The organism is Coprococcus sp. RTP21428st1_C9_RTP21428_210409, assembly GCF_040227395.1.
Classification (GTDB): Bacteria; Bacillota; Clostridia; order Lachnospirales; family Lachnospiraceae; genus Coprococcus; species Coprococcus aceti.
This window is the reverse complement of sequence record NZ_JBEHVV010000014.1, coordinates 25,402-45,390: the sequence shown is the minus strand read 5'-3', so window position 1 is coordinate 45,390 and position 19,989 is coordinate 25,402. Positions and strand designations below refer to the sequence as shown.

The window sequence follows — 19,989 nt, the reverse complement described above, 5'->3', positions numbered from 1 at the left end:
CCGGGGTGGTTCATATGATCCCGGATCTTTTTTGTGCGTATGGAGGTGACCGAAGTTCGATTTGACATGGGTAAAAATATGTGTATAATATCGTTAGCATTCTAATAATTAGAATTATAACTATCTGGAGAGGAGAATCCATATGGACGAACATACAAAATCCATACATTATCTGCTGATGGCGGATCATTTCATGGTGCAGAAGGCATTGCTGAGTCAGATAAAGGATACAGAGCTCACCATGGGACAGCCCAAGGTGCTGGACTATCTGAAGGATCATGATGGGGCGTGTCAGAAGGATATCGCGGCGGGATGTCATATAGAGCCGGCATCGATAACCGCTGTGTTGAGTGGCATGGAGAATAAAGGTTATATACAGAGAAGTACAAAGTCAGGGGACAGAAGATCCCTGTACGTGTATTTGACAGATAAGGGCAGAGAGTATGTGGAGATGCTCAATAAGAAGTTTGACTTAGTTGAATCTGTGGCACTGAGGGGATTTACCGCGGAAGAGACGGAAGAATTGCAGTCACTTCTTGTAAGGGTGTACGACAATATGAAGGGCAGCGAAAAAGACAACAGAAAAGAGGAACGTAAGAGATGAAGAACATGAAGGTAAGAATCCCAATGTATTTTGTTGGACTGTTTATTATGACTATAGGAATAGCACTTTCAGTCAAATCCAATCTGGGAGTGTCGCCGGTGAGCTCTATACCATATACGATGACATGTGTATGGGGAATCGAGATGGGAAAGGCAACGATCATATTCCATGCGGCATTGGTGCTTATACAGATCATTATACTTCGAAAGAATTTCAAACCGATAAATCTCCTTCAGATAGTGGTTGGAGTAGTATTTGGATACTTCACGACATTCTGCAATTATCTTGCCACATTTCTGCCATCAACAGATAACATAGTTGTCAGGGTTGTTTTGATGCTTGTGAGTACCATATTCATAGCAGGCGGAATATTCTTTTATCTGCCGGCGAATCTTATCCCACTTGCCGGGGAGGGTGTTATGCAGGCTGTCTCAGAGGTCACACACATTGAATTTTCAAAGGTAAAGATCGGATTTGACTGTTCTATGGTGGCTGTGTCGGTCGTAACATGTCTGATCTGCATACATAGTCTTGGAAGCGTGGGCGCCGGTACGGTTATTGCCGCATTCCTTGTTGGATTCAATCTGGGTAAGTTGAATAAGGCATTTGGCGGAAAACGAGATAAACTTCTTGGAAAGCACACATACACTGAGGAGGAAGTGCTCAGGGAAAGAATGGAGCAATTGCATTAGGACTTTTGGATAAAATTGTATCGTATAAACTATTTTATAATGGTAATCAAAATTACCAATTAGAACTGCAATCTGCCTGCATTGTATTTGAAGTCGTCGAAATCATCGGGTATCCGTGTGAGCTCGTCTACGTATGCCTGACTGTCGTATGGCTCATTTGCATTTATATGATGTTCCATATCTGTTATTTTCCCTTCATAAATGGCTAGTCTGGGGAGTTTTATTTGTTTGCTTTTGATATTACGTGGTGTATAATTTAGCCATACAAATTTTGGTTTGTTGTATGTGCAAAGGAGAATACAAATGATAACAGGGGATTTGAAGAATAAAATAGACAGTTTATGGGACATATTTGCCGCGGGTGGACTTGTCAATCCACTTGAGGTTATAGAGCAGATAACATATCTTATGTTTATCCATGATCTTGATGATGTGGACAACAAAAAGGCAAAGGAATGCGAGATGCTAGGGCTTCCGTTTAGCAGTATATTTGCTGATGAGGTGAAGATAGGAGACAGAAACATTGACGGAAAGCAACTCAAATGGTCTGTATTCAGGGATTTTCCTGCTGAGAAAATGTACAGTGTCATGCAGGAATGGGTTTTCCCATTTATAAAAAATCTTCATAGTGACAAGAACAGCGCATATTCAAAATATATGGATGATGCCATATTCAAGCTTCCGACACCGATTCTTCTTTCGAAGGTTGTTGATTCGCTGGATGAGATATATAAATTGATGAATGAAATCCAGTCAGTTGACGTGAGAGGCGATGTATATGAATATTTGCTTTCAAAGATAGCACAGTCTGGAAGAAACGGTCAGTTCAGGACGCCGAGACACATCATCCGTATGATGGTTGAGATGATGGATCCGGCAGCAGACGAGATGATATGTGATCCTGCGTGTGGAACATCCGGTTTCCTTGTTGCGTCAGGGGAGTACCTCAGAGAAAAGAAGAAAGAAGACATCTTTTATAACAAAGCAAATAGAGATCACTATATGAATCATATGTTCTATGGATATGATATGGATAGAACGATGCTTCGTATAGGTGCTATGAATATGATGACACATGGTATAGATAATCCATGTATTGAATATAGAGACAGCTTATCAGATCAGAATAGTGATAAGAATAAATATACACTTGTTCTTGCAAATCCACCGTTCAAGGGAAGTCTGGATGCTGAATCAGTTTCAGCAGATCTTCTCAAGATGTGCAAGACAAAGAAGACAGAATTGCTGTTCCTTACATTGTTCATAAGGATATTGCAGGTAGGCGGCAGATGTGCATGTATAGTTCCGGATGGAGTGCTATTTGGCTCGTCTGCAGCACATAAGGCAATCCGTAAAGAAATAGTGGAAAATCAGAAACTTCAGGCAGTCATCTCCATGCCATCAGGAGTGTTTAAGCCATATGCAGGAGTGTCAACTGCGATACTGATATTTACAAAGACAGATCACGGTGGAACGGACAAAGTATGGTTCTATGATATGACAGCAGACGGATACAGTCTTGACGATAAGAGAACACCGGTAAATGATAACGATATACCTGACATAATAGAGAGATTTGCACATCTTGACAAAGAAAATGACAGAAAGCGAACGGACAAGTCATTCTTTGTGTCAAAGGAAGAGATAGTGGACAATGCTTACGACCTCAGCATCAATAAGTACAAGGAAGTAGAGTATACACCAGTAGAGTATCCGCCTACATCTGAGATAATGGCAAATATAAGAGATTTGGAGAGACAGATAAGTCAGGAAATGGATGAACTTGAGAAATTGTTGGCTGATGATAACCAGTAATTTATTGAAAATATTAGGAAAGGGGAAAACAAACTCGACTTTAGCAAATTCGTATTTGTATGAGTAAATGACAATCGAATATATGTTTGACATGAAAGCGGTTGGATGCTAATATATTATTAAAAGGTGCTACCGATAGACGGTTAGCCCTGATATTACGCTTACAAAAAAGTAACCGCCAAGTTTTGTCAGGACAGGGCGGTTACTTTTTTGTCTTATTTCTTATCATTGCTCTTAGAGCCAACGGCATAACCAAGAGCAAAGCATGTAATGCATAAGCTGATGATGGCTATAAAAAGTTCCGTTGTAAGCATAAGCACAAACCTCCGTATAGATTTCCACAAGTGGATTTATCTATGTTAACACAGGCTATAAACTCCTGTGGCGAAGGCTAACCGCCTACCGAATAGGGTAGCACCAAATATACTATAACAAACATATGTTCGGCATACAACATAAAAATAAATGGCGAGCTTGTGGAATAGTGTAGATGAAATTGAAATTAGAAGATGTATGTGAAAGAGGTTCTTCTAGTTTAAAACAATCAGATATTTTGGGGATGACAGGTGATTATCCAATTTATGGGGCCTCGGGTTATATAGGAAATGTGGATTTTTATCATCAGGAAAAACCATATGTTGCTATTGTTAAAGATGGGGCAGGAATTGGAAGAACTACGTTTCATACGGCTAAATCGTCTGTTATTGGAACAATGCAATATCTTTTGCCAAAAGATAATGTGTTGCCAAAATATCTATATTATGTTGTAGGGCATATGCATTTGGAAAAGTATTTTTCTGGTGCGACAATACCTCATATTTACTTTAAAGATTATAAAAGTGAAGAGTTTAATTATGATTCACTCGATAAGCAAAAAAATATCGTGGAAATCTTAGGACGATGTGAAAAAGTAATTAGTGCAAGAAAAAGGGAGTTAGAGTTATTAGATAGCCTTATCAAAGCCCGATTTGTAGAGATGTTTGGTGATGTAAAATATGGATCTGAACGATGGGGAGGAAAGCCTTTTAAAGATATTACTATTAATCTTGATTCTAAGAGAAAGCCAGTAAAAGACGCAGATAGAAAAAGAATGCAAGGGATATATCCATATTATGGGGCAACTGGGATTGTAGATTACATAAATGATTATAGACAAGACGGTGACTTCCTTTTGATTTCTGAAGATGGAAAGGCTTTAGAATTGCGTAGTAAACCTATTGCTTTTTTAGCGTCTGGAAAAATATGGGTAAATAATCACGCGCATGTTCAGCAATGTACCGATGAATGTAATATGATTTATTTAATGTATCATATCAACTTCATGGATATTAGTATCTGGGTAACAGGAATTGATCAGAAGAAGTTAAATAGGGCAAATTTGGATACAATACCCATTGCCTTACCACCAATAGAACTTCAAGAACAGTTTGCCGCCTTCGTCCACCAAGTCGACAAATCAAAAGTTGTTGTACAAAAGGCCCTTGATGAGGCTCAGTTATTGTTTGATAGTTTGATGCAGAAATATTTTGGATAATAATTTATAGCATATGTTTGCTCAAAATGTGTTTAATGTATAGAAATAAGAATTAAATAAGGTTTGACTGGTGAAGGATGTTGGTAGAATCTGAAAGGAGAATACTAGCATGGAAGAAAAATTAGTCAAGATACTTAACGAGATGGCAGATTATCTGAATATATCTCAGATGAAGAAATTACAGGAGACGTTACTTAAACATTTGGCAGAGAATGAGGCTAAGACAGAAGAAATCCCTAATGTAGAATATTTGAAAATGTTTATTGACGCAAAGCAGATTGAGGGATGTTCTGAAAGAACTTTGCAGTATTATCGTGTTACTATTGAGCATATGCTTGGAAGTATTGACACACCTATCAGAAAGATAACGACTGACGAGATAAGAGGGTATCTTGTTGATTATCAGAAGGTTAATAATTGCAGCAAAGTAACTGTAGACAATGTCCGGAGAAATATGTCGAGCTTTTTTAGCTGGCTTGAAGAAGAGGACTACATACTGAAGAGTCCTATGAGGCGAATACATAAAATAAAGACGAAACAGCCAGTTAAGGAAACTATAACTGATGAAATGATTGAAAAACTTCGTGATAATTGTACGTGCGTCAGGGATCTTGCCATGATTGATCTATTGTATTCAACCGGTATACGAGTAGGCGAATTGGTAGGTTTAAATATATCGGATATTGATTTTGAAGAGCGGGAATGCATAGTATTCGGTAAAGGTGATAAGGAAAGAAGAGTTTATTTCGATGCAAAGGCAAAGCTGCATTTGCAAGAATATATAGAGAGCAGGACGGATGATAATCCAGCTTTATTTGTCACTCTTGATGCGCCGCATGCAAGATTAAAGATAAGTGGAGTTGAGATAAGAGTTAGAGAACTGGGAAGAAAATTGAATATAGACAAAATACATCCACATAAATTTAGAAGAACAATGGCAACCAGAGCTATCGATAAAGGAATGCCGATAGAGCAGGTGCAGAAGATATTGGGACACTCACAGATAGATACGACTATGCAGTACGCGATAGTTAATCAAAATAATGTAAAGGTATCGCATAGACGGTATATTGCATGATGTATTTGTTGTGGATATATATTTATGATTCACAAGCCTCAAATTCGTATTTGTATGAATGATGTGGATGAGATTACTAGATATATGTGATTTTCAAGGCGGTTCACAGCCACCTAAAGAAGAATGGTCGTTTGCTGAACAAGAAGGATATATTCGTATGCTTCAAATACGAGATTTTACACAAAGTGAAAAAGTGACACCTGAATATATTAAAATTAGTAATTGTATAAAAACTTGTACAGAGGATGATGTTCTTATAGCTAGATATGGCGCATCAATTGGAAAGGTTTTAACTGGCATAGCAGGTGCATATAATGTTGCGATAATGCGCACTATTCCTGATACAGATATAATTCGTAAAAGGTTTTTGTATTACTATTTGAAATCTTCGTATTTTCAGTACGCTATTTTAAATGTAGGCTCAAGGGCTGCTCAAGCAGGGTTTAATAAAACAGATTTGGCAAAATTGGAAATTACTTGTCCAGAGTTATCAAAACAGGATAAAATTGTAAAAATTTTGGAAAAAGTAGAATCCATTATCCAAAAGAGAAAAGATCAATTAAATGCACTAGATTATATTATCAAAGCCCGATTTGTGGAGATGTTTGGTGATGTTATTCATAATGATAGAAAATGGGAATGTAAGCAGTTTTCTGATATTACTACTTCAAGATTAGGTAAAATGCTCGATGCTAAACATCAGATAGGTACATGTAAATATCCTTATTTAGCTAATTTCAATGTTCAATGGTTTAGATTTGAATTAGGTAATTTGAATGAAATGGATTTTAATGAAAAAGATCGTGAAGAATTTTGTCTTGAGGATGGAGATTTACTTGTCTGTGAAGGTGGAGAGATCGGTAGATGTGCAGTTTGGCATAATCAGGTTAAGAAATGTTATTTTCAAAAGGCACTTCATAGGGTGAGATGCAACCAAAACATAATTTTACCAGATTATTTGTCATGGTGGTTTAAGTATAATTGTGAGAATGGTGGTTTTGCTGCTATTGAAGGAGCTAAGGCGACAATATCTCATTTGACCGGTGCTAAAATGAAAATGTTAGATGTGACAGTTCCGCCAATTGAGTTGCAAGAACAATTTGTAGACTTTATCAAACATGTCGACAAATCAAAATTGCTCTCTCTCATCAAACTACTGGAACAACTGATTACTTACCTATATAATGTGTTTATAATATACCGACAAGACAAAGGGGAGGAGGTAGAAAAATATGAATAATTTCGACTTCTTAAGGGATGAACCAAGATTTGCCGCATTTGCTGGGGTTGCAATATCGGCTGAGAGAATAATTCTTATAGATCCTGATGTGTGTATACTCAATTGCCGCAGGGCTATGGAGTTTGCAATAAAATGGATTTATTCAGTTGAGACTTCACTTGAAACGCCGTATCAGGATAATCTTCACAGTTTATTGAATTCAGAGGACTTCAGAGATTATGTGGGAAATGACCTGTGGAGACGATTGGATTATATACGAAGAAAAGGCAACAGTGTGGCTCACAATAACAGGCGTCAGGGATTTGACGAGGCTATGCTTTGCCTGGAGAATCTGCATATATTTATGGACTTTATTTCATGTTGTTATGTACGGGGATATGAGCAGAGAGAATTTGATAGAAATGCCATATTGAACAGACGTGAAAATGCCAAGAAATCTAGGGAGAATGCTGAGAATGCAAAGAGCCAGCTCAAAGAACAGGAAGAGTTGATTCGCCAGAATCAGGAAGAGATTGAAAGACAGAAGATAGATCTAAAGACATTGGCTGAGGAAAATGCAGATCTCAAGGAGAAGTTATCTGCACGCAGTCAGGTACAGAGGCAGCGTTATAAGCAGCATCCGCTTGATATATCTGAGTTCGAGACAAGGAAACTCTATATAGATGCTATGCTTGAGGACGCAGGATGGGTACAGGGATCAGACTGGATCGATGAAGTTGATGTTGATGGTGTTCCTAGCAGGTCAGGAAATGGACGGGTGGACTATGTGCTTTACGATGATACACAGATACCACTTGCTATTATAGAGGCAAAGAAGACATGTGTCGGAGTTGAGGCAGGCAGATATCAGGCGAAGAAGTATGCAGACAGCATTGAGAGAAAGTATGGCAGAAGACCTGTTATCTTCCTTACAAATGGGTTTGAGACGCATATTATTGATGGACAGTATCCGGAGAGAAAGTGTTCGTGCATTTACTCCAAAAGGGATCTGGAAAAGTGGTTTAATCTGAGGTCTATGAGGACAAGTCTCAGAAACGTAACGGTAGATAAGACAATTGCCGGACGTTATTACCAGGAGGCAGCGATAAAAGCAGTGTGCGATGCATTTGACCAGAAGAACAGAAGAAAAGCATTGCTTGTCATGGCTACAGGTTCTGGTAAGACACGAACAGTAATCGCACTTTGCAAGATACTGATAAATGCCGGATGGGTGAAGAATATTCTGTTTCTGGCAGATAGAAATTCGCTTGTTACGCAGGCTAAGCGTAATTTTGTGAATATGCTGCAGGATTTATCCTGTACGAATCTGGTGGAGGAGAAGAATAATTATAATGCAAGGTGTGTATTTTCCACATACCAGACCATGATCGGATGCGTTGACAGTGCAAGTGACAAGGGTGGAAGAATATTTACCTGCGGACATTTTGATCTGATCATATGTGATGAGGCGCACAGGTCAATATATAACAAGTATAAAGATATATTCACTTATTTTGATGCACCGCTTGTGGGACTTACGGCGACACCGAAGGATGAAGTGGACAAGAATACTTATGATATATTTGAACTTGCAAATGGAGTTCCTACATATGGCTATGATCTTGCACAGGCTGTTGAGGATGAATATCTTGTTGATTATATGACAATTGAGAGCAAGGTAAAGTTCCTTGATGAGGGAATTGTATATGAAGAACTTTCGGACGCAGATAAGGAAGAGTATGAGAAAACATTTGTGACAGAGTCTGGGGATGTACCGGATAAGATAGAGTCCGCTGCGCTTAATTCCTGGTTATTCAACAAGGATACAATAAGAAAAGTCTTACGTGTATTTATGGATAATGGAATCAAGATAGATTACGGGCAGAAGATAGGAAAAACAATAATATTTGCAAAGAATCATACTCACGCAGAGAAGATATTTGAAGTATTCAATGAGGAATATCCGCATCTTGTTGGGTACGCGGAAGTTATAGATAATCAGACAAAATTTGCGCAGAAAGCAATAGATGACTTTTCTGATCCTAACAAATTGCCACAGATAGCCATATCAGTTGATATGCTTGATACAGGAATAGATGTTCCAGAGATACTCAATCTGGTATTTTTCAAGAAGGTAATGAGTAAGGCAAAATTCTGGCAGATGATAGGAAGGGGAACCAGACTTTGCGAAGGACTGCTGGACGGTAAAGATAAAGAGTTGTTCTATATATTTGATTTCTGTAGTAACTTTGAGTTCTTCAGGGTAAAGAAAAAGGGCAAAGAGGCTGTAAATGTGATGCCTATACAGGGTGCGATATTCCAGAGAAGATTTGAGATAGCGTATAAGCTGCAGTCACTTACTGATAGGGACGGCAGGGTGAATTTCTTCTTGGAAAAACTGATATCTGACATGAGCAGTGAAGTGCAGAGATTGTCGAGGGATAACAGGGATAATTTTATAGTAAAGCAGCATCTGAGATATCTGGACAAATACTCGGATGAAGTTAACTACCAGAAAATAACGTTCCCTGATGTCAATATCGTAAAGGAAGAGGTATCGCCTTATATCATGGCAGATGGTGATGAGCCGAGTGCTTTGAGATTTGATGCGCTTATATATGGCTTGGAGCTTGCACATGTGGCGGGAAAGAATGACGAGAGAGCAAAGAGAGATCTTATAAAAAGGGCTAATGCACTTTCAAGACTTATAGGAAAACATATTGATGAGATTGATTGCAGAAAAGAAATCATAGATAAAGTATTGTCGGATAGCTATGTAGATGGTGCTGGAATTATAGAGTTCGAAGAGATAAGGACAGGACTTAGGGATATCATGAGCTTTATAAAAAGCACAGTACAAACATACGACACTAACTTTGATGATGATATCCTATCTACTGACTGGCATGAATCAGAACTTGAGAACGATGATCTGAAGAATTATAAAGCAAAGGCTGAATTCTATATAAAACAGCATCAGGATAATATTGTAATTGCAAAACTCAAGACAAATAAGCCACTTACTACTGGGGATGTGAAGGCACTTGAGGATATCCTTTGGAATGAGATTGGAACGAGAAAGGATTATGAGGGTGAGATCGGTGACAAGCCTCTTGGTGAATTTGTCCGTGAGATAGTAGGGCTTGATATGAACGCTGCAAAGGAGGCGTTTAGTGAATATCTGAATGAAACAAATTATGACAGCAGGCAGATATACTTTGTCAATCAGATAGTTGAGTATGTGGTGCACAATGGAATGATAAAGGATATGTCAGTGCTGATGGAGTCGCCATTTACAGACAGGGGAAGTATAACGGATATATTTAACGCGTCTGTATGGATGGGCATAAAGAAAGTAATAGATCAGATAAATGCAAATGCTAATGTGGCTTAACAGACGCTATTATTCAATATGTGCAATTTTGCACAAGTTGAACATTTATTTCAGTATGTGCAATTTCTGCACAATGTGAATATACATATAACAAGATTTCGGGGGAATCACATGACTTTATACATGAACATAAAACAGCTCGGCAAGCGGAAGAACACAGTGCACAAGGTCCCATTTGAATATGACACAGCACCGAGCACGCTGCGGGAACTCATAACAGAGACAGTAAAGATCTGCGTGGCACAGTACATATCCCGCATGGATCGCGGCGATGCAGTGCTGACAGATGAACAGATCGATGATATGGGAAGAATAGGAAAGATAGCGTTCGGGATCGTCTATGGGGAGAAGAAACCGGATGTGGATGAAGCAGTGAAGACAGCCATTCAAGGATTTGAGGATGGGCTGTTCAGAGTGTTCCGCGGTATGGATGAATTAACGGAGCTGGACAGGGAAGAGAAGTTTAACGAAGGGGATGAGATCACATTTATCCGCCTCACAATGCTGGCGGGCAGAATGTGGTAGAACATAAAGAAAGGGGTTACAATGGCAGAGGACAAGAAGACAAGGCTTGAGCTTGAGGAGCAGAAGAAGATCGCAGATGAAGTGAGAGAGGTATTTGACGAGAATTCCACGAAACTCAGAAAGAGCTATAGTGCGGATGCGCAGAAGCTTCTTAAGGAGATGGATAATTACTATGGAGATGTAAAAGAGTCAATGATCGGCAAGAGACTTGAGACATTTCTTGAGAATGAAAAGAATGTTCCTTCGGAATTCTTCAGGAACGAGCTGAAGCATTTGCCGGGGTGGGTGCCAGATCATCTGATGGAAGATTTCTACACTTCTATAGACAGCATAATCAAGTGGCAGACAAGCCAGTATTATTACAGAAGAACCATGCGAACGAAGAGGTATGGGGCATTTCTTGACAGATATTTCAGGATCATGAATGAATATCACTCCATGGGGATATACGGATGCGACATAGTATCTCTCTACAAGGAGAAATTACCGCAGGATATATTGTGCTATTACAGGGATGGCAGCAGCAATGGGTATAGAATAGTATCTGAATATTGGATACAGGCGGAGCTCGACAGGGGGAATGCAGAGCTTGAGGAAGTGCTCATGGACATCATGTTCGGTGAGAGTGCGCAGGCAAGGCTCACGACAAATATCCTCAGGGGAATATATATGAGTTCCAACACAAGACTCCATGAGGCTGTAGGCAAGCTGCTCGTTGCGGCAAAGCTTCAGGAGGGACTCAGGCAGGCGATCTGTGAGAACATGGATTATGGAACGGCAGGTGCATTTATGACCCTGTTCCATGTGATAAAGGAGAATGATCTTCTGAGATTCTCATCTGTCATGAGGGCTGTAGCCACCTGGACGGGACTTGTGGCTGACGAGGAGAGCAAGCTTGACCGTATACAGAAGAAACAGCTGCTTCTTATAGATACATATCTGAATGATGAAAATGCAAGGCGTGAAGCTTTATCCGGCGAGGATGCCATGCAGATCTATCTTGCGCTGTGGAGCTATGGTTTCTTTGATGTGGACGAGGCATGCCATGTGATGAACAAGCTGGCGATTGATGGCAGCAGACACCAAAGACTGGTATTTGGCACATATATCAGGGCAATGAGTCTGGGAAAGGTGTACACACACAGCGTTGCAAAGGAATTTATCAAGAGATTCCCAGACGAGATGGACACCATGGCGGTCATCATGCCAAGCTTTATGTCGGATTACCAGCCTTATATGAATAGTCTCATATATAAAGACGGCAGATCGTACAACAATGAACTTAAGAAAATGACATTTGCCGAGGTGGACAAATATTTTGACAACAGGAAAGAATGTCAGGAGATGTACGATATCCTCATGGGCATACTTGAGCGCATGCCAAAGAAGAGGCTTGAGTTTGATCCGTGTGTATTTCCATGGAATGCCGAATATCTGGACAGATCCGCAATTATCATGAGACTTGCGGTCTGTGCAAGCGCTCTAAAGGACGAGGACAAGATCACGCACATAGCGGAGATGGTTCCTGAGATAGATTCCGCAAGATATAGCAGAGATGCGCTTCTGCTTCTGCTTGTAAGGCAGCCGGCAAATGACAGGCAGCGTGCCATACTGGTGGACGCAGTTGCCGACAAGGAGACATATACCAGAAACAAGGCGGCGATGATCGTTAAGGATATGAAACTTTCGCCGGAGAATTATGTACAGCTTGAGAATATGCTCAAGTACAAGAAGTCAGACATAAGGGAGACTGTACTGTCTATACTTTATAAACTTGACGGTGATGACATGGATGATCTCATCGGAAGACTTCTCACAGATGCCAAGGAGGAGAAGAGAACAGCGGGACTTGACCTGCTGCTCCAGCTCAAAAATGATGAGAACAGGCAGAAACTTTTTGCAGATTGTGTTGGTCATATAGACGCTATGCAGAGAGAGTCTGCGAATGGAAGATCCAGTGTTACAACTAAGGAGCAGATTCTTATACGTGAGATTAAAAATGTTGGTAAGGAAAGAGCCGGTGCAGATGAGGGATATGGACTTTATGATGTAAATGCGGACTATGAGCCGGCATTTGACAAGAGTTATCTGGCTGAGTGCTTTGAGCTTTACAAAAAGTATTTCCCTGAAAGCGGAATTGCAAATGGTGATCTGTGCAGGACTGCCAAGAGCGAGGGTGCATTTGCAAAACTCAAATCAAAGCTCCTGCCTAAAAAGAAAGATACAGCAGCTGATTCAGAAGTAATAAATATATTAAGAAAATTTGATGCATTTGTGGATGAACACAAAAATGATGAGTATGAGATGGCTGACGGAGAGATCGGCCTGCTTGGTGAGGCAGGTGGGAAAATATATGTGAACCGTGACAAGGTGGCATGTGAGGAATTGTGGGTAGATTTCTACGAGAAAAATATTCAGACTCCGTATATGTGCATGCAGCTCTATGTGTATCTGAATGGCTACAACAGTGACAAACAGGATTTCAAGAAGTACTGCGAGAGCTTTATGTTGGATATGTTTGGAAATATATATATAGAAGAATGTCCGGCATTCGGATATCTTGCCATTGTCAGAGCTGTAATTGGATTCCTGTATAGAAGATATGTGATGGATAGTGACAAGATGAGACTTGCCGTTGTGGCAGCAGACTATCTGCTTGGAAGAAGTGATGAGCTCATATATACATTTGGCGGGAATAAAGGTGGCAGCAGTATATCTGGTGATGATTCAAAGGTATATCACAGAAGTGTGCTCACAAATGAGCAGATCATGATAATAACAAGGTGGCTTGCGATCGATGGTGACAGCGATATATTGGACGTAAAAGAGGATTCTGACGAGGCAAGGCAGAATGAAGAGGATTTCAGGCATTTGTTTCCATACAACTATGCCATTGCAAAGTGCCATAACTTTAATATACCTTCAGACGTTGTAAATGATAGAAATTCATATTACTGGGTACACACAGGAAGTGTCATGCCGGTTCCTGGTCTCCTGAACTATATTGCCGCATACAGCCGTGGTATTATATCTAGGGATTATATGTACAAGATGGCATTTGAGGGGAATTCCCTGGATAGGAGCCTCAAATGTGTATCTGACGTGATGCGTTTTATAACGGAGCGCAATAGGAAGGTGCAGACCAGAGGCTATGAGTGGGGATATACGGAGCGTGAAAGGCTGAGGAGTGTGCGGCAGATACTTCTTCACAGTCCGGAAGGAGAGTTCTCGGAGACGGACGAGAAAAGGCTGGATATAGCTAAGAAGCTGTACACTGATATGTCTGAGCTTGTGCTTTCTGCAGAGCTCACAAGGGGAGATACAGAGACAGAATTCTCTCCATATATATACGGGCTTACAAGAATATTCGGAGCGGAGTATTTTGTCAGGATACTGTCAGCCCTCGGCAAAGAGACCCTGGAGAGATCAACGTATTTCAATACCGGTTATTACTATAACCGTCAGAAGGTCAGCAAGAAGAATAGTATGTCGCATCTTCTTCAGGCGTGTGTGCCTGATGCAAATGACAGTGCGGAGACTTTGAAGGCCTATCTTACAGGTACGGATATAAGTGATGCCAGGCTTATAGAGGCGGCTATGTATTCTCCAGAGTGGATAGATATAGTTGGAGAGTATCTTGGATGGGATGGATTTACTGCGGGATGCTATTACTTCATGGCGCACATGAACGAGTCATTTGATGACAAGAGAAAGGCTATGATAGCGAGATTTACACCGCTTGAGGTGGATGAGCTGAACGACGGCGCATTTGACAGGACGTGGTTTACCGAAGTCTATGACAGATTGGGTGACAAGCGTTTCCAGCTGATATACAAGGCGGCGAAATACATTTCAGATGGTGCAAAGCACACCAGGGCGAGAAAATATGCGGATGCGGCGCTTGGCAAATATGATGAGCCCGAGCTGATAGCTGAGATCGAGGCAAAGAGAAACAAGGACCTGCTCATGGCGGTGGGAATCCTGCCGATAGAGAATGAGGAGCAGATAAAGGACAGATACATGTTCCTTCAGAAGTTCAAGAAGGAGAGCAGGCAGTTCGGAGCACAGAGGAGAGCCAGCGAGGCGGCAGCAGTTTCTACAGCTATGCGCAATATGGCGATCAATGCCGGATATCAGGACGTGACGAGACTTACCCTACGTATGGAAAGCCTTGTGGTTCAGGGCATGACAGAATATTTTCAGCCGCATGAGGTCGGAGAAGTGACCGTATGGCTTGAGATGGAGGACGGCGGCAAATGCGCTGTCATCTGTGAGAAGAACGGCAAACAGTTAAAGTCCGTTCCGGCAAAGATCAAGAAGGATGAGTATGTATTGGCTCTGATGGATGCCAAGAAGCAGATGGCGGAGCAGTCAAGGCGTACAAAGGCGATGCTTGAGGATGCGATGGAGAGTCAGGAGGAATACACCTGGGCTGAGATCAGGGGCATGCTGGAGAATCCTGTTATACATGACATGGTAGCTGCGCTGGTGTTCAAGGTGTCGGAGCCGGATGGCGTGAAGGCAGAGCTTGATAATGCGGCTGACAGTATTATGTCAGGGATAAATGAACTTGATGATAGCAAGAATATTGATTTGAGGAATAACAGCGATGCTGGTGATGTGCAGTTAGATAATGCAAGAGGCGAAAGTGCTGGCGTACCTAGTCAGAATGTAGTTCTTGGATTTGCAACTAAGGATGGATTCAATGTGTTTGTTGAAACAACCGCTGGTGATGAAAACAAACATTTGTCAGACGACACCAAGCTCACAGTTGCACACCCATTCCACATGTACACAGCAGGCAGGTGGCACGACATACAAAAGTATGTATTTGACAACAAGATCGTTCAGCCGTTCAAGCAGGTGTTCAGAGAACTCTATGTGAAGACCGAAGAGGAGATGAACATGGAACATTCTCTCAGATACGCGGGCAATCAGATCCAGCCGAAGAAGACACTAGGCTGCCTGAAGTCAAGACACTGGGTGGCTGATATAGAGGATGGACTTCAGAAGGTGTACTACAAGGAGAATATAGTAGCGCGGATCTACGCTCTTGCAGACTGGTTCTCACCTGCAGATATAGAATCACCGACGCTTGAATGGGTGGTATTTTCGGATAGAAAGACAGGAAAGGATCTCAAGATCAAGGATATCCCAGATATCATATTCTCTGAGGTCATGAGGGATGTGGACATGGCGGTTTCCGTGGCACATGCCGGAGGCGTGGATCCAGAGACCTCACATTCGACTGTTGAGATGCGAAAGGCGATAGCAGAATTTACCATGCCGCTTTTCAGACTGACAAATGTCACATTTACAAAGAACCATGCAGTGATAGAGGGCAAGCGCGCCAATTATACAGTCCATCTTGGAAGTGGAGTGGTACATCAGGAGGCAGGTCCTATGATAAATGTACTTCCTGTACACTCACAGAGGAGGGGCAGAATATTCCTGCCATTTGTGGATGATGATCCAAAGACATCGGAGGTGCTCACGAAGATACTGTTCTTTGCCGAGGATAATAAGATCAAGGATCCTTATATACTGGGACAGATCGAGGCGTAGTGTCAGCGCAATGATAAGATGATGATTCAGAATGTATCTTGTCAGTGGCTTGCATGATTATGTGTAGAGGTTGATATAGTGGTGGAAAAAGGATTGTTTGCAAGATTAAAGTCAAAACAAAAGGGGAACGCAGAGCTGTTCCCCTATGATGAGGCAAAACACGAGGCTGTCATTAGATGCTCCATCTGCACCGGAGAACAGGTCGCCGGATTCAGGAGCAGAGAGGACGGGAACTTTGTGGGTGTGATGGTGATACAATCAGAGAAGGATCTTGAGAGTTTTAAGAGACTTTACCGGGTGGATGACGTGAAAAAGATATATTGAATACAGTTTGTAAAACTATCGCTGTAGCGATATAACAAACATACAGGGTTTTGTGTTGTAAGACGGAGGATTTGCTGCAAATATAAATATAATTCACTTTGTCAAGAAAAAACACTTGACAACCCACCCTGCCTGTATTAGAATAGCCCATGGTAAAGCAAAAACACTTTACATGCAAGTGCGTTACGGAGAGTTTGTTATGGAGAAGATAGTCAGACAGTCTATGTTATATGATTTTTATGGTGAGCTGCTCACAGAGCATCAGAAGAGCGTGTACGAGGATGTCGTGAACAATGACATGTCTTACTCAGAGATAGCGAGACTCAACAACATAAGCAGACAGGGCGTATATGATATGGTAAGGCGCTGTGACAAGATCCTCGAGGAGTATGAGGAGAAGCTTATGCTGGTACATAAGTTCATGAAGGCACAGGAACAGGTTCAGAAGATCAAGGAATGTGCGGATGAGCTTAAGACGATGAACTCGGATGAACGGCTTGCGGGCAGAATTGAAGATATAGTGAATTATTCAGATAAGATACTCGAAGATTTCTGATGATAGATAATATCAGAAGGGAGAATGTCTATGGCATTTGACAGTTTATCAGATAAACTGCAGAACGTTTTTAAGAAGCTGAGAAGCAAGGGCGTACTTACTGAGGATGATGTCAAGGAGGCCATGAAGGAAGTCAAGAGAGCACTTCTCGAGGCGGATGTCAACTTCAAGGTCGTAAAGTCATTTGTCAAGTCGGTGAGTGACAGAGCTGTAGGAGAGGAAGTCCTCAAAGGTCTGAATCCTGGACACATGGTCATCAAGATCGTTAAGGAAGAGATGGATAAGCTCATGGGCTCTGAGATGACAGAGATCAAGCTTAGACCATCCAATGAGATCACGATCATCATGATGTGTGGACTTCAGGGAGCAGGTAAGACCACCACGGCGGCAAAGCTTGCATATCAGTTCAAGAACAAAGGCAAGAAGCCACTTCTTGTGGCATGTGATGTATACAGACCGGCGGCTATCAAGCAGCTGCAGGTGAATGGTGAGAAGGTTGGAGTTCCCGTGTTTGCCATGGGAGACAACAACAAGCCATTGGATATTGCGAAGGCGGCTATACAGCATGCAGCCAAGAACAATATCAATCTGGTGTTCCTTGACACCGCAGGACGTCTTCATGTTGATGAGGACATGATGAACGAGCTTGCAGAGATAAAGGAGAATCTGGACATTGCCTACACCATACTGACTGTGGATTCCATGACAGGTCAGGATGCGGTAAATGTAGCGACAACGTTCAATGATAAGATAGGTATAGATGGTGTCATCCTCACAAAGCTGGATGGTGATACCAGAGGCGGTGCCGCACTGTCGATCAAGGCAGTAACGGGCAAGCCGATCCTGTACTCAGGTATGGGAGAGAAGCTTACAGATCTGGAACCATTTTACCCGGATCGTATGGCGAGCCGAATCCTCGGAATGGGTGATGTAGAGTCACTTATAGAGAAAGCCCAGTCGGCCATCGACGAGGAGAAGGCTAAAGAGATGGAACAGAAGTTCCGCAAAGCAAGTTTTGATTTCAACGATTTTCTTGATCAGATGGCTCAGCTCGAGCAGATGGGCGGCATGCAGGAGATCCTTTCCATGATGCCTGGCATGGCAAGTCAGATGAAGAATGTTGAGATAGATGAGAACGCTGCTAAAACACCAAAAGCAATCGTTCTGTCCATGACACCTAGAGAGCGTTCACTCCAGGATCCGATATCGCCATCCAGAAAGAAGCGTATCGCAGATGGAGCCGGTGTCCAGATAGCAGATGTCAATCGTTTCCTTAAACAGTTTGAACAGTCTAAGAAGATGATGAAGCAGATGTCAGGCATGATGGGCGGAAAGAGAAGACGCGGTGGTTTTAAAATGCCTTTTGGCTTAAGATAATTAATATTTAGGAGGAACAAGAACAATGGCAGTAAAGATTAGATTAAGAAGAATGGGTTATAAGAAGCATCCTTTCTACAGAGTGATCGTAGCAGATTCAAGATCACCAAGAGATGGTAGATTCATCGAGGAGATCGGAACATATGATCCTAATCAGGAGCCATCTGTAGTAAAGATCGACGAGGAGGCTGCTAAGAAGTGGTTAGCTACAGGAGCACAGCCAACTGAGTCAGTTGCAAAGTTATTAAAGCAGGCAGGTATCGAGAAGTAATTTTACGGATGTATCAGCTTTTCTATGAAAAGCTGATATGCAGCGCCAGCCATCGACGAAGTCGATTTTGCATGGCTGGTGTTCCATTTGGGAGGTATAGAGATGAAAGATTTAGTAGAAATCATTGCAAAGTCCCTAGTAGATCATCCTGAGCAGATAGCTGTAACCGAGACTGAAGAAGACGGCATAATAAAGATAGACCTTACTGTCGCACCAGAGGACATGGGTAAGGTAATCGGCAAGCAGGGCAGAATAGCCAAATCCATCCGTACAGTTGTCAAGGCAGCTGCTTCAAAGGGTGATAAGAAGGTTGTCGTTGATATTAAGTAGAACTGCATAAGCAGGATAAGTGGTATTTCTTAATCTTCATATGACAGAGGATTTTATTACCGAGTTAAGAGGGGGAGTTTATACTCCCCCTTATATTATATATGAGTTATATATAGGAGATAGAATGGAACACAACACAGAAGACAGACTCAGAGTAGGAGTGATAACCTCAAGCCATGGTATAAAGGGCGAGGTTAAGGTATATCCGACAACGGATGACAATGATCGTTTCAAGACCTTGAAGAAGTGCTATCTGTCAAATGGCAGAGAGACTTTGGAGGTTAATTGTACATCTTGCAAATTTTTGAAAAATATGGTTATTCTTAAGTTCAAAGAATACGATAACATAAATGATATAGAGCGTTTTAAGAACTATGACATACTTGTTGACAGGGAGGATGCAGTTCCTCTCATGGATGGAGAGTTCTTCATCTGTGATGTCCTTGACGCTGATGTATATGATCAGAATGACGAGCACATAGGAATCCTTGACGACGTGCTGGAGACTCCGGCAAATGATGTATTTGTCGTTAAGAAGGATGATGGCAGCGAGATCCTAATACCTGTAGTACCGGATTTCGTGTTCGATGTTGACACAGAGAATAAGAAGGTCAAGGTCAGAACATTTGAGATGGTAGAAGCAGATGATTCAGATGACGAGGATTGATCGCATACAGACGTTTGGTGAGATGATGAACATATACT

Annotated in this window: 15 protein-coding genes; all 15 read left to right on the top strand. The window is 41.5% G+C overall.

Going from position 1 to position 19,989, the window contains the following annotated elements:
* The first annotated feature begins 142 nt into the window (after positions 1-142).
* The 15 genes from ABUA34_RS04635 (at position 143) to rimM (ending at position 19,951) form a co-directional block, all read left to right on the top strand.
* The gene (locus ABUA34_RS04635) at positions 143-604 is read left to right on the top strand and encodes a MarR family winged helix-turn-helix transcriptional regulator (protein WP_022216762.1); all 462 of its coding nucleotides are present in this window, start codon (positions 143-145) and stop codon (positions 602-604) included.
* The gene (locus tag ABUA34_RS04630; RefSeq protein WP_349822917.1) at positions 601-1,296 is read left to right on the top strand and encodes a YczE/YyaS/YitT family protein; all 696 of its coding nucleotides are present in this window, start codon (positions 601-603) and stop codon (positions 1,294-1,296) included. The genes ABUA34_RS04635 and ABUA34_RS04630 overlap by 4 nt, the downstream gene beginning before the upstream one ends.
* Before the next feature lie 303 nt (positions 1,297-1,599).
* Positions 1,600-3,111, top strand: coding sequence for a class I SAM-dependent DNA methyltransferase (locus ABUA34_RS04625; RefSeq protein ID WP_022216761.1), 1,512 nt, complete (start codon positions 1,600-1,602; stop codon positions 3,109-3,111).
* 490 nt (positions 3,112-3,601) lie between these two features.
* Positions 3,602-4,645, top strand: a complete 1,044-nt coding sequence (locus tag ABUA34_RS04620; protein WP_173794566.1) for a restriction endonuclease subunit S — start codon at positions 3,602-3,604, stop codon at positions 4,643-4,645.
* Positions 4,646-4,754: 109 nt separating this feature from the next.
* The gene (gene xerA / locus ABUA34_RS04615; RefSeq protein WP_117551461.1) at positions 4,755-5,723 is read left to right on the top strand and encodes a site-specific tyrosine recombinase/integron integrase; all 969 of its coding nucleotides are present in this window, start codon (positions 4,755-4,757) and stop codon (positions 5,721-5,723) included.
* 67 nt (positions 5,724-5,790) lie between these two features.
* Positions 5,791-6,963 (top strand): restriction endonuclease subunit S, encoded by a 1,173-nt coding sequence (locus tag ABUA34_RS04610; RefSeq protein WP_173794565.1) that lies wholly within the window; start codon positions 5,791-5,793, stop codon positions 6,961-6,963.
* Positions 6,956-10,336 carry a DEAD/DEAH box helicase family protein gene (locus ABUA34_RS04605; protein WP_349822916.1) on the top strand — a complete coding sequence of 1,127 codons (3,381 nt, stop codon included), beginning with the start codon at positions 6,956-6,958 and terminating at the stop codon, positions 10,334-10,336. The genes ABUA34_RS04610 and ABUA34_RS04605 overlap by 8 nt, the downstream gene beginning before the upstream one ends.
* A gap of 123 nt (positions 10,337-10,459) precedes the next feature.
* Positions 10,460-10,861 (top strand): hypothetical protein, encoded by a 402-nt coding sequence (locus ABUA34_RS04600; RefSeq protein ID WP_156329363.1) that lies wholly within the window; start codon positions 10,460-10,462, stop codon positions 10,859-10,861.
* A 21-nt stretch (positions 10,862-10,882) separates the two neighbouring features.
* Positions 10,883-16,426: a DUF4132 domain-containing protein gene (locus ABUA34_RS04595; protein ID WP_349822915.1), complete on the top strand. Its 5,544-nt coding sequence runs from the start codon at positions 10,883-10,885 to the stop codon at positions 16,424-16,426.
* 81 nt (positions 16,427-16,507) lie between these two features.
* A complete protein-coding gene (locus tag ABUA34_RS04590; protein ID WP_242859157.1) occupies positions 16,508-16,750 on the top strand; it encodes an aspartate dehydrogenase in 243 nt (80 codons plus the stop codon).
* Between the two features lie 199 nt (positions 16,751-16,949).
* Positions 16,950-17,306, top strand: a complete 357-nt coding sequence (gene ylxM / locus ABUA34_RS04585; RefSeq protein WP_120123079.1) for a YlxM family DNA-binding protein — start codon at positions 16,950-16,952, stop codon at positions 17,304-17,306.
* 30 nt (positions 17,307-17,336) lie between these two features.
* A complete protein-coding gene (ffh, locus tag ABUA34_RS04580) occupies positions 17,337-18,683 on the top strand; it encodes a signal recognition particle protein (RefSeq protein ID WP_349822914.1) in 1,347 nt (448 codons plus the stop codon).
* Between the two features lie 25 nt (positions 18,684-18,708).
* The gene (gene rpsP / locus ABUA34_RS04575; protein WP_004851225.1) at positions 18,709-18,954 is read left to right on the top strand and encodes a 30S ribosomal protein S16; all 246 of its coding nucleotides are present in this window, start codon (positions 18,709-18,711) and stop codon (positions 18,952-18,954) included.
* A gap of 102 nt (positions 18,955-19,056) precedes the next feature.
* The gene (locus ABUA34_RS04570) at positions 19,057-19,284 is read left to right on the top strand and encodes a KH domain-containing protein (RefSeq protein ID WP_004851223.1); all 228 of its coding nucleotides are present in this window, start codon (positions 19,057-19,059) and stop codon (positions 19,282-19,284) included.
* Between the two features lie 124 nt (positions 19,285-19,408).
* Positions 19,409-19,951: a ribosome maturation factor RimM gene (gene rimM / locus ABUA34_RS04565; protein ID WP_015534851.1), complete on the top strand. Its 543-nt coding sequence runs from the start codon at positions 19,409-19,411 to the stop codon at positions 19,949-19,951.
* Positions 19,952-19,989: the final 38 nt, after the last annotated feature.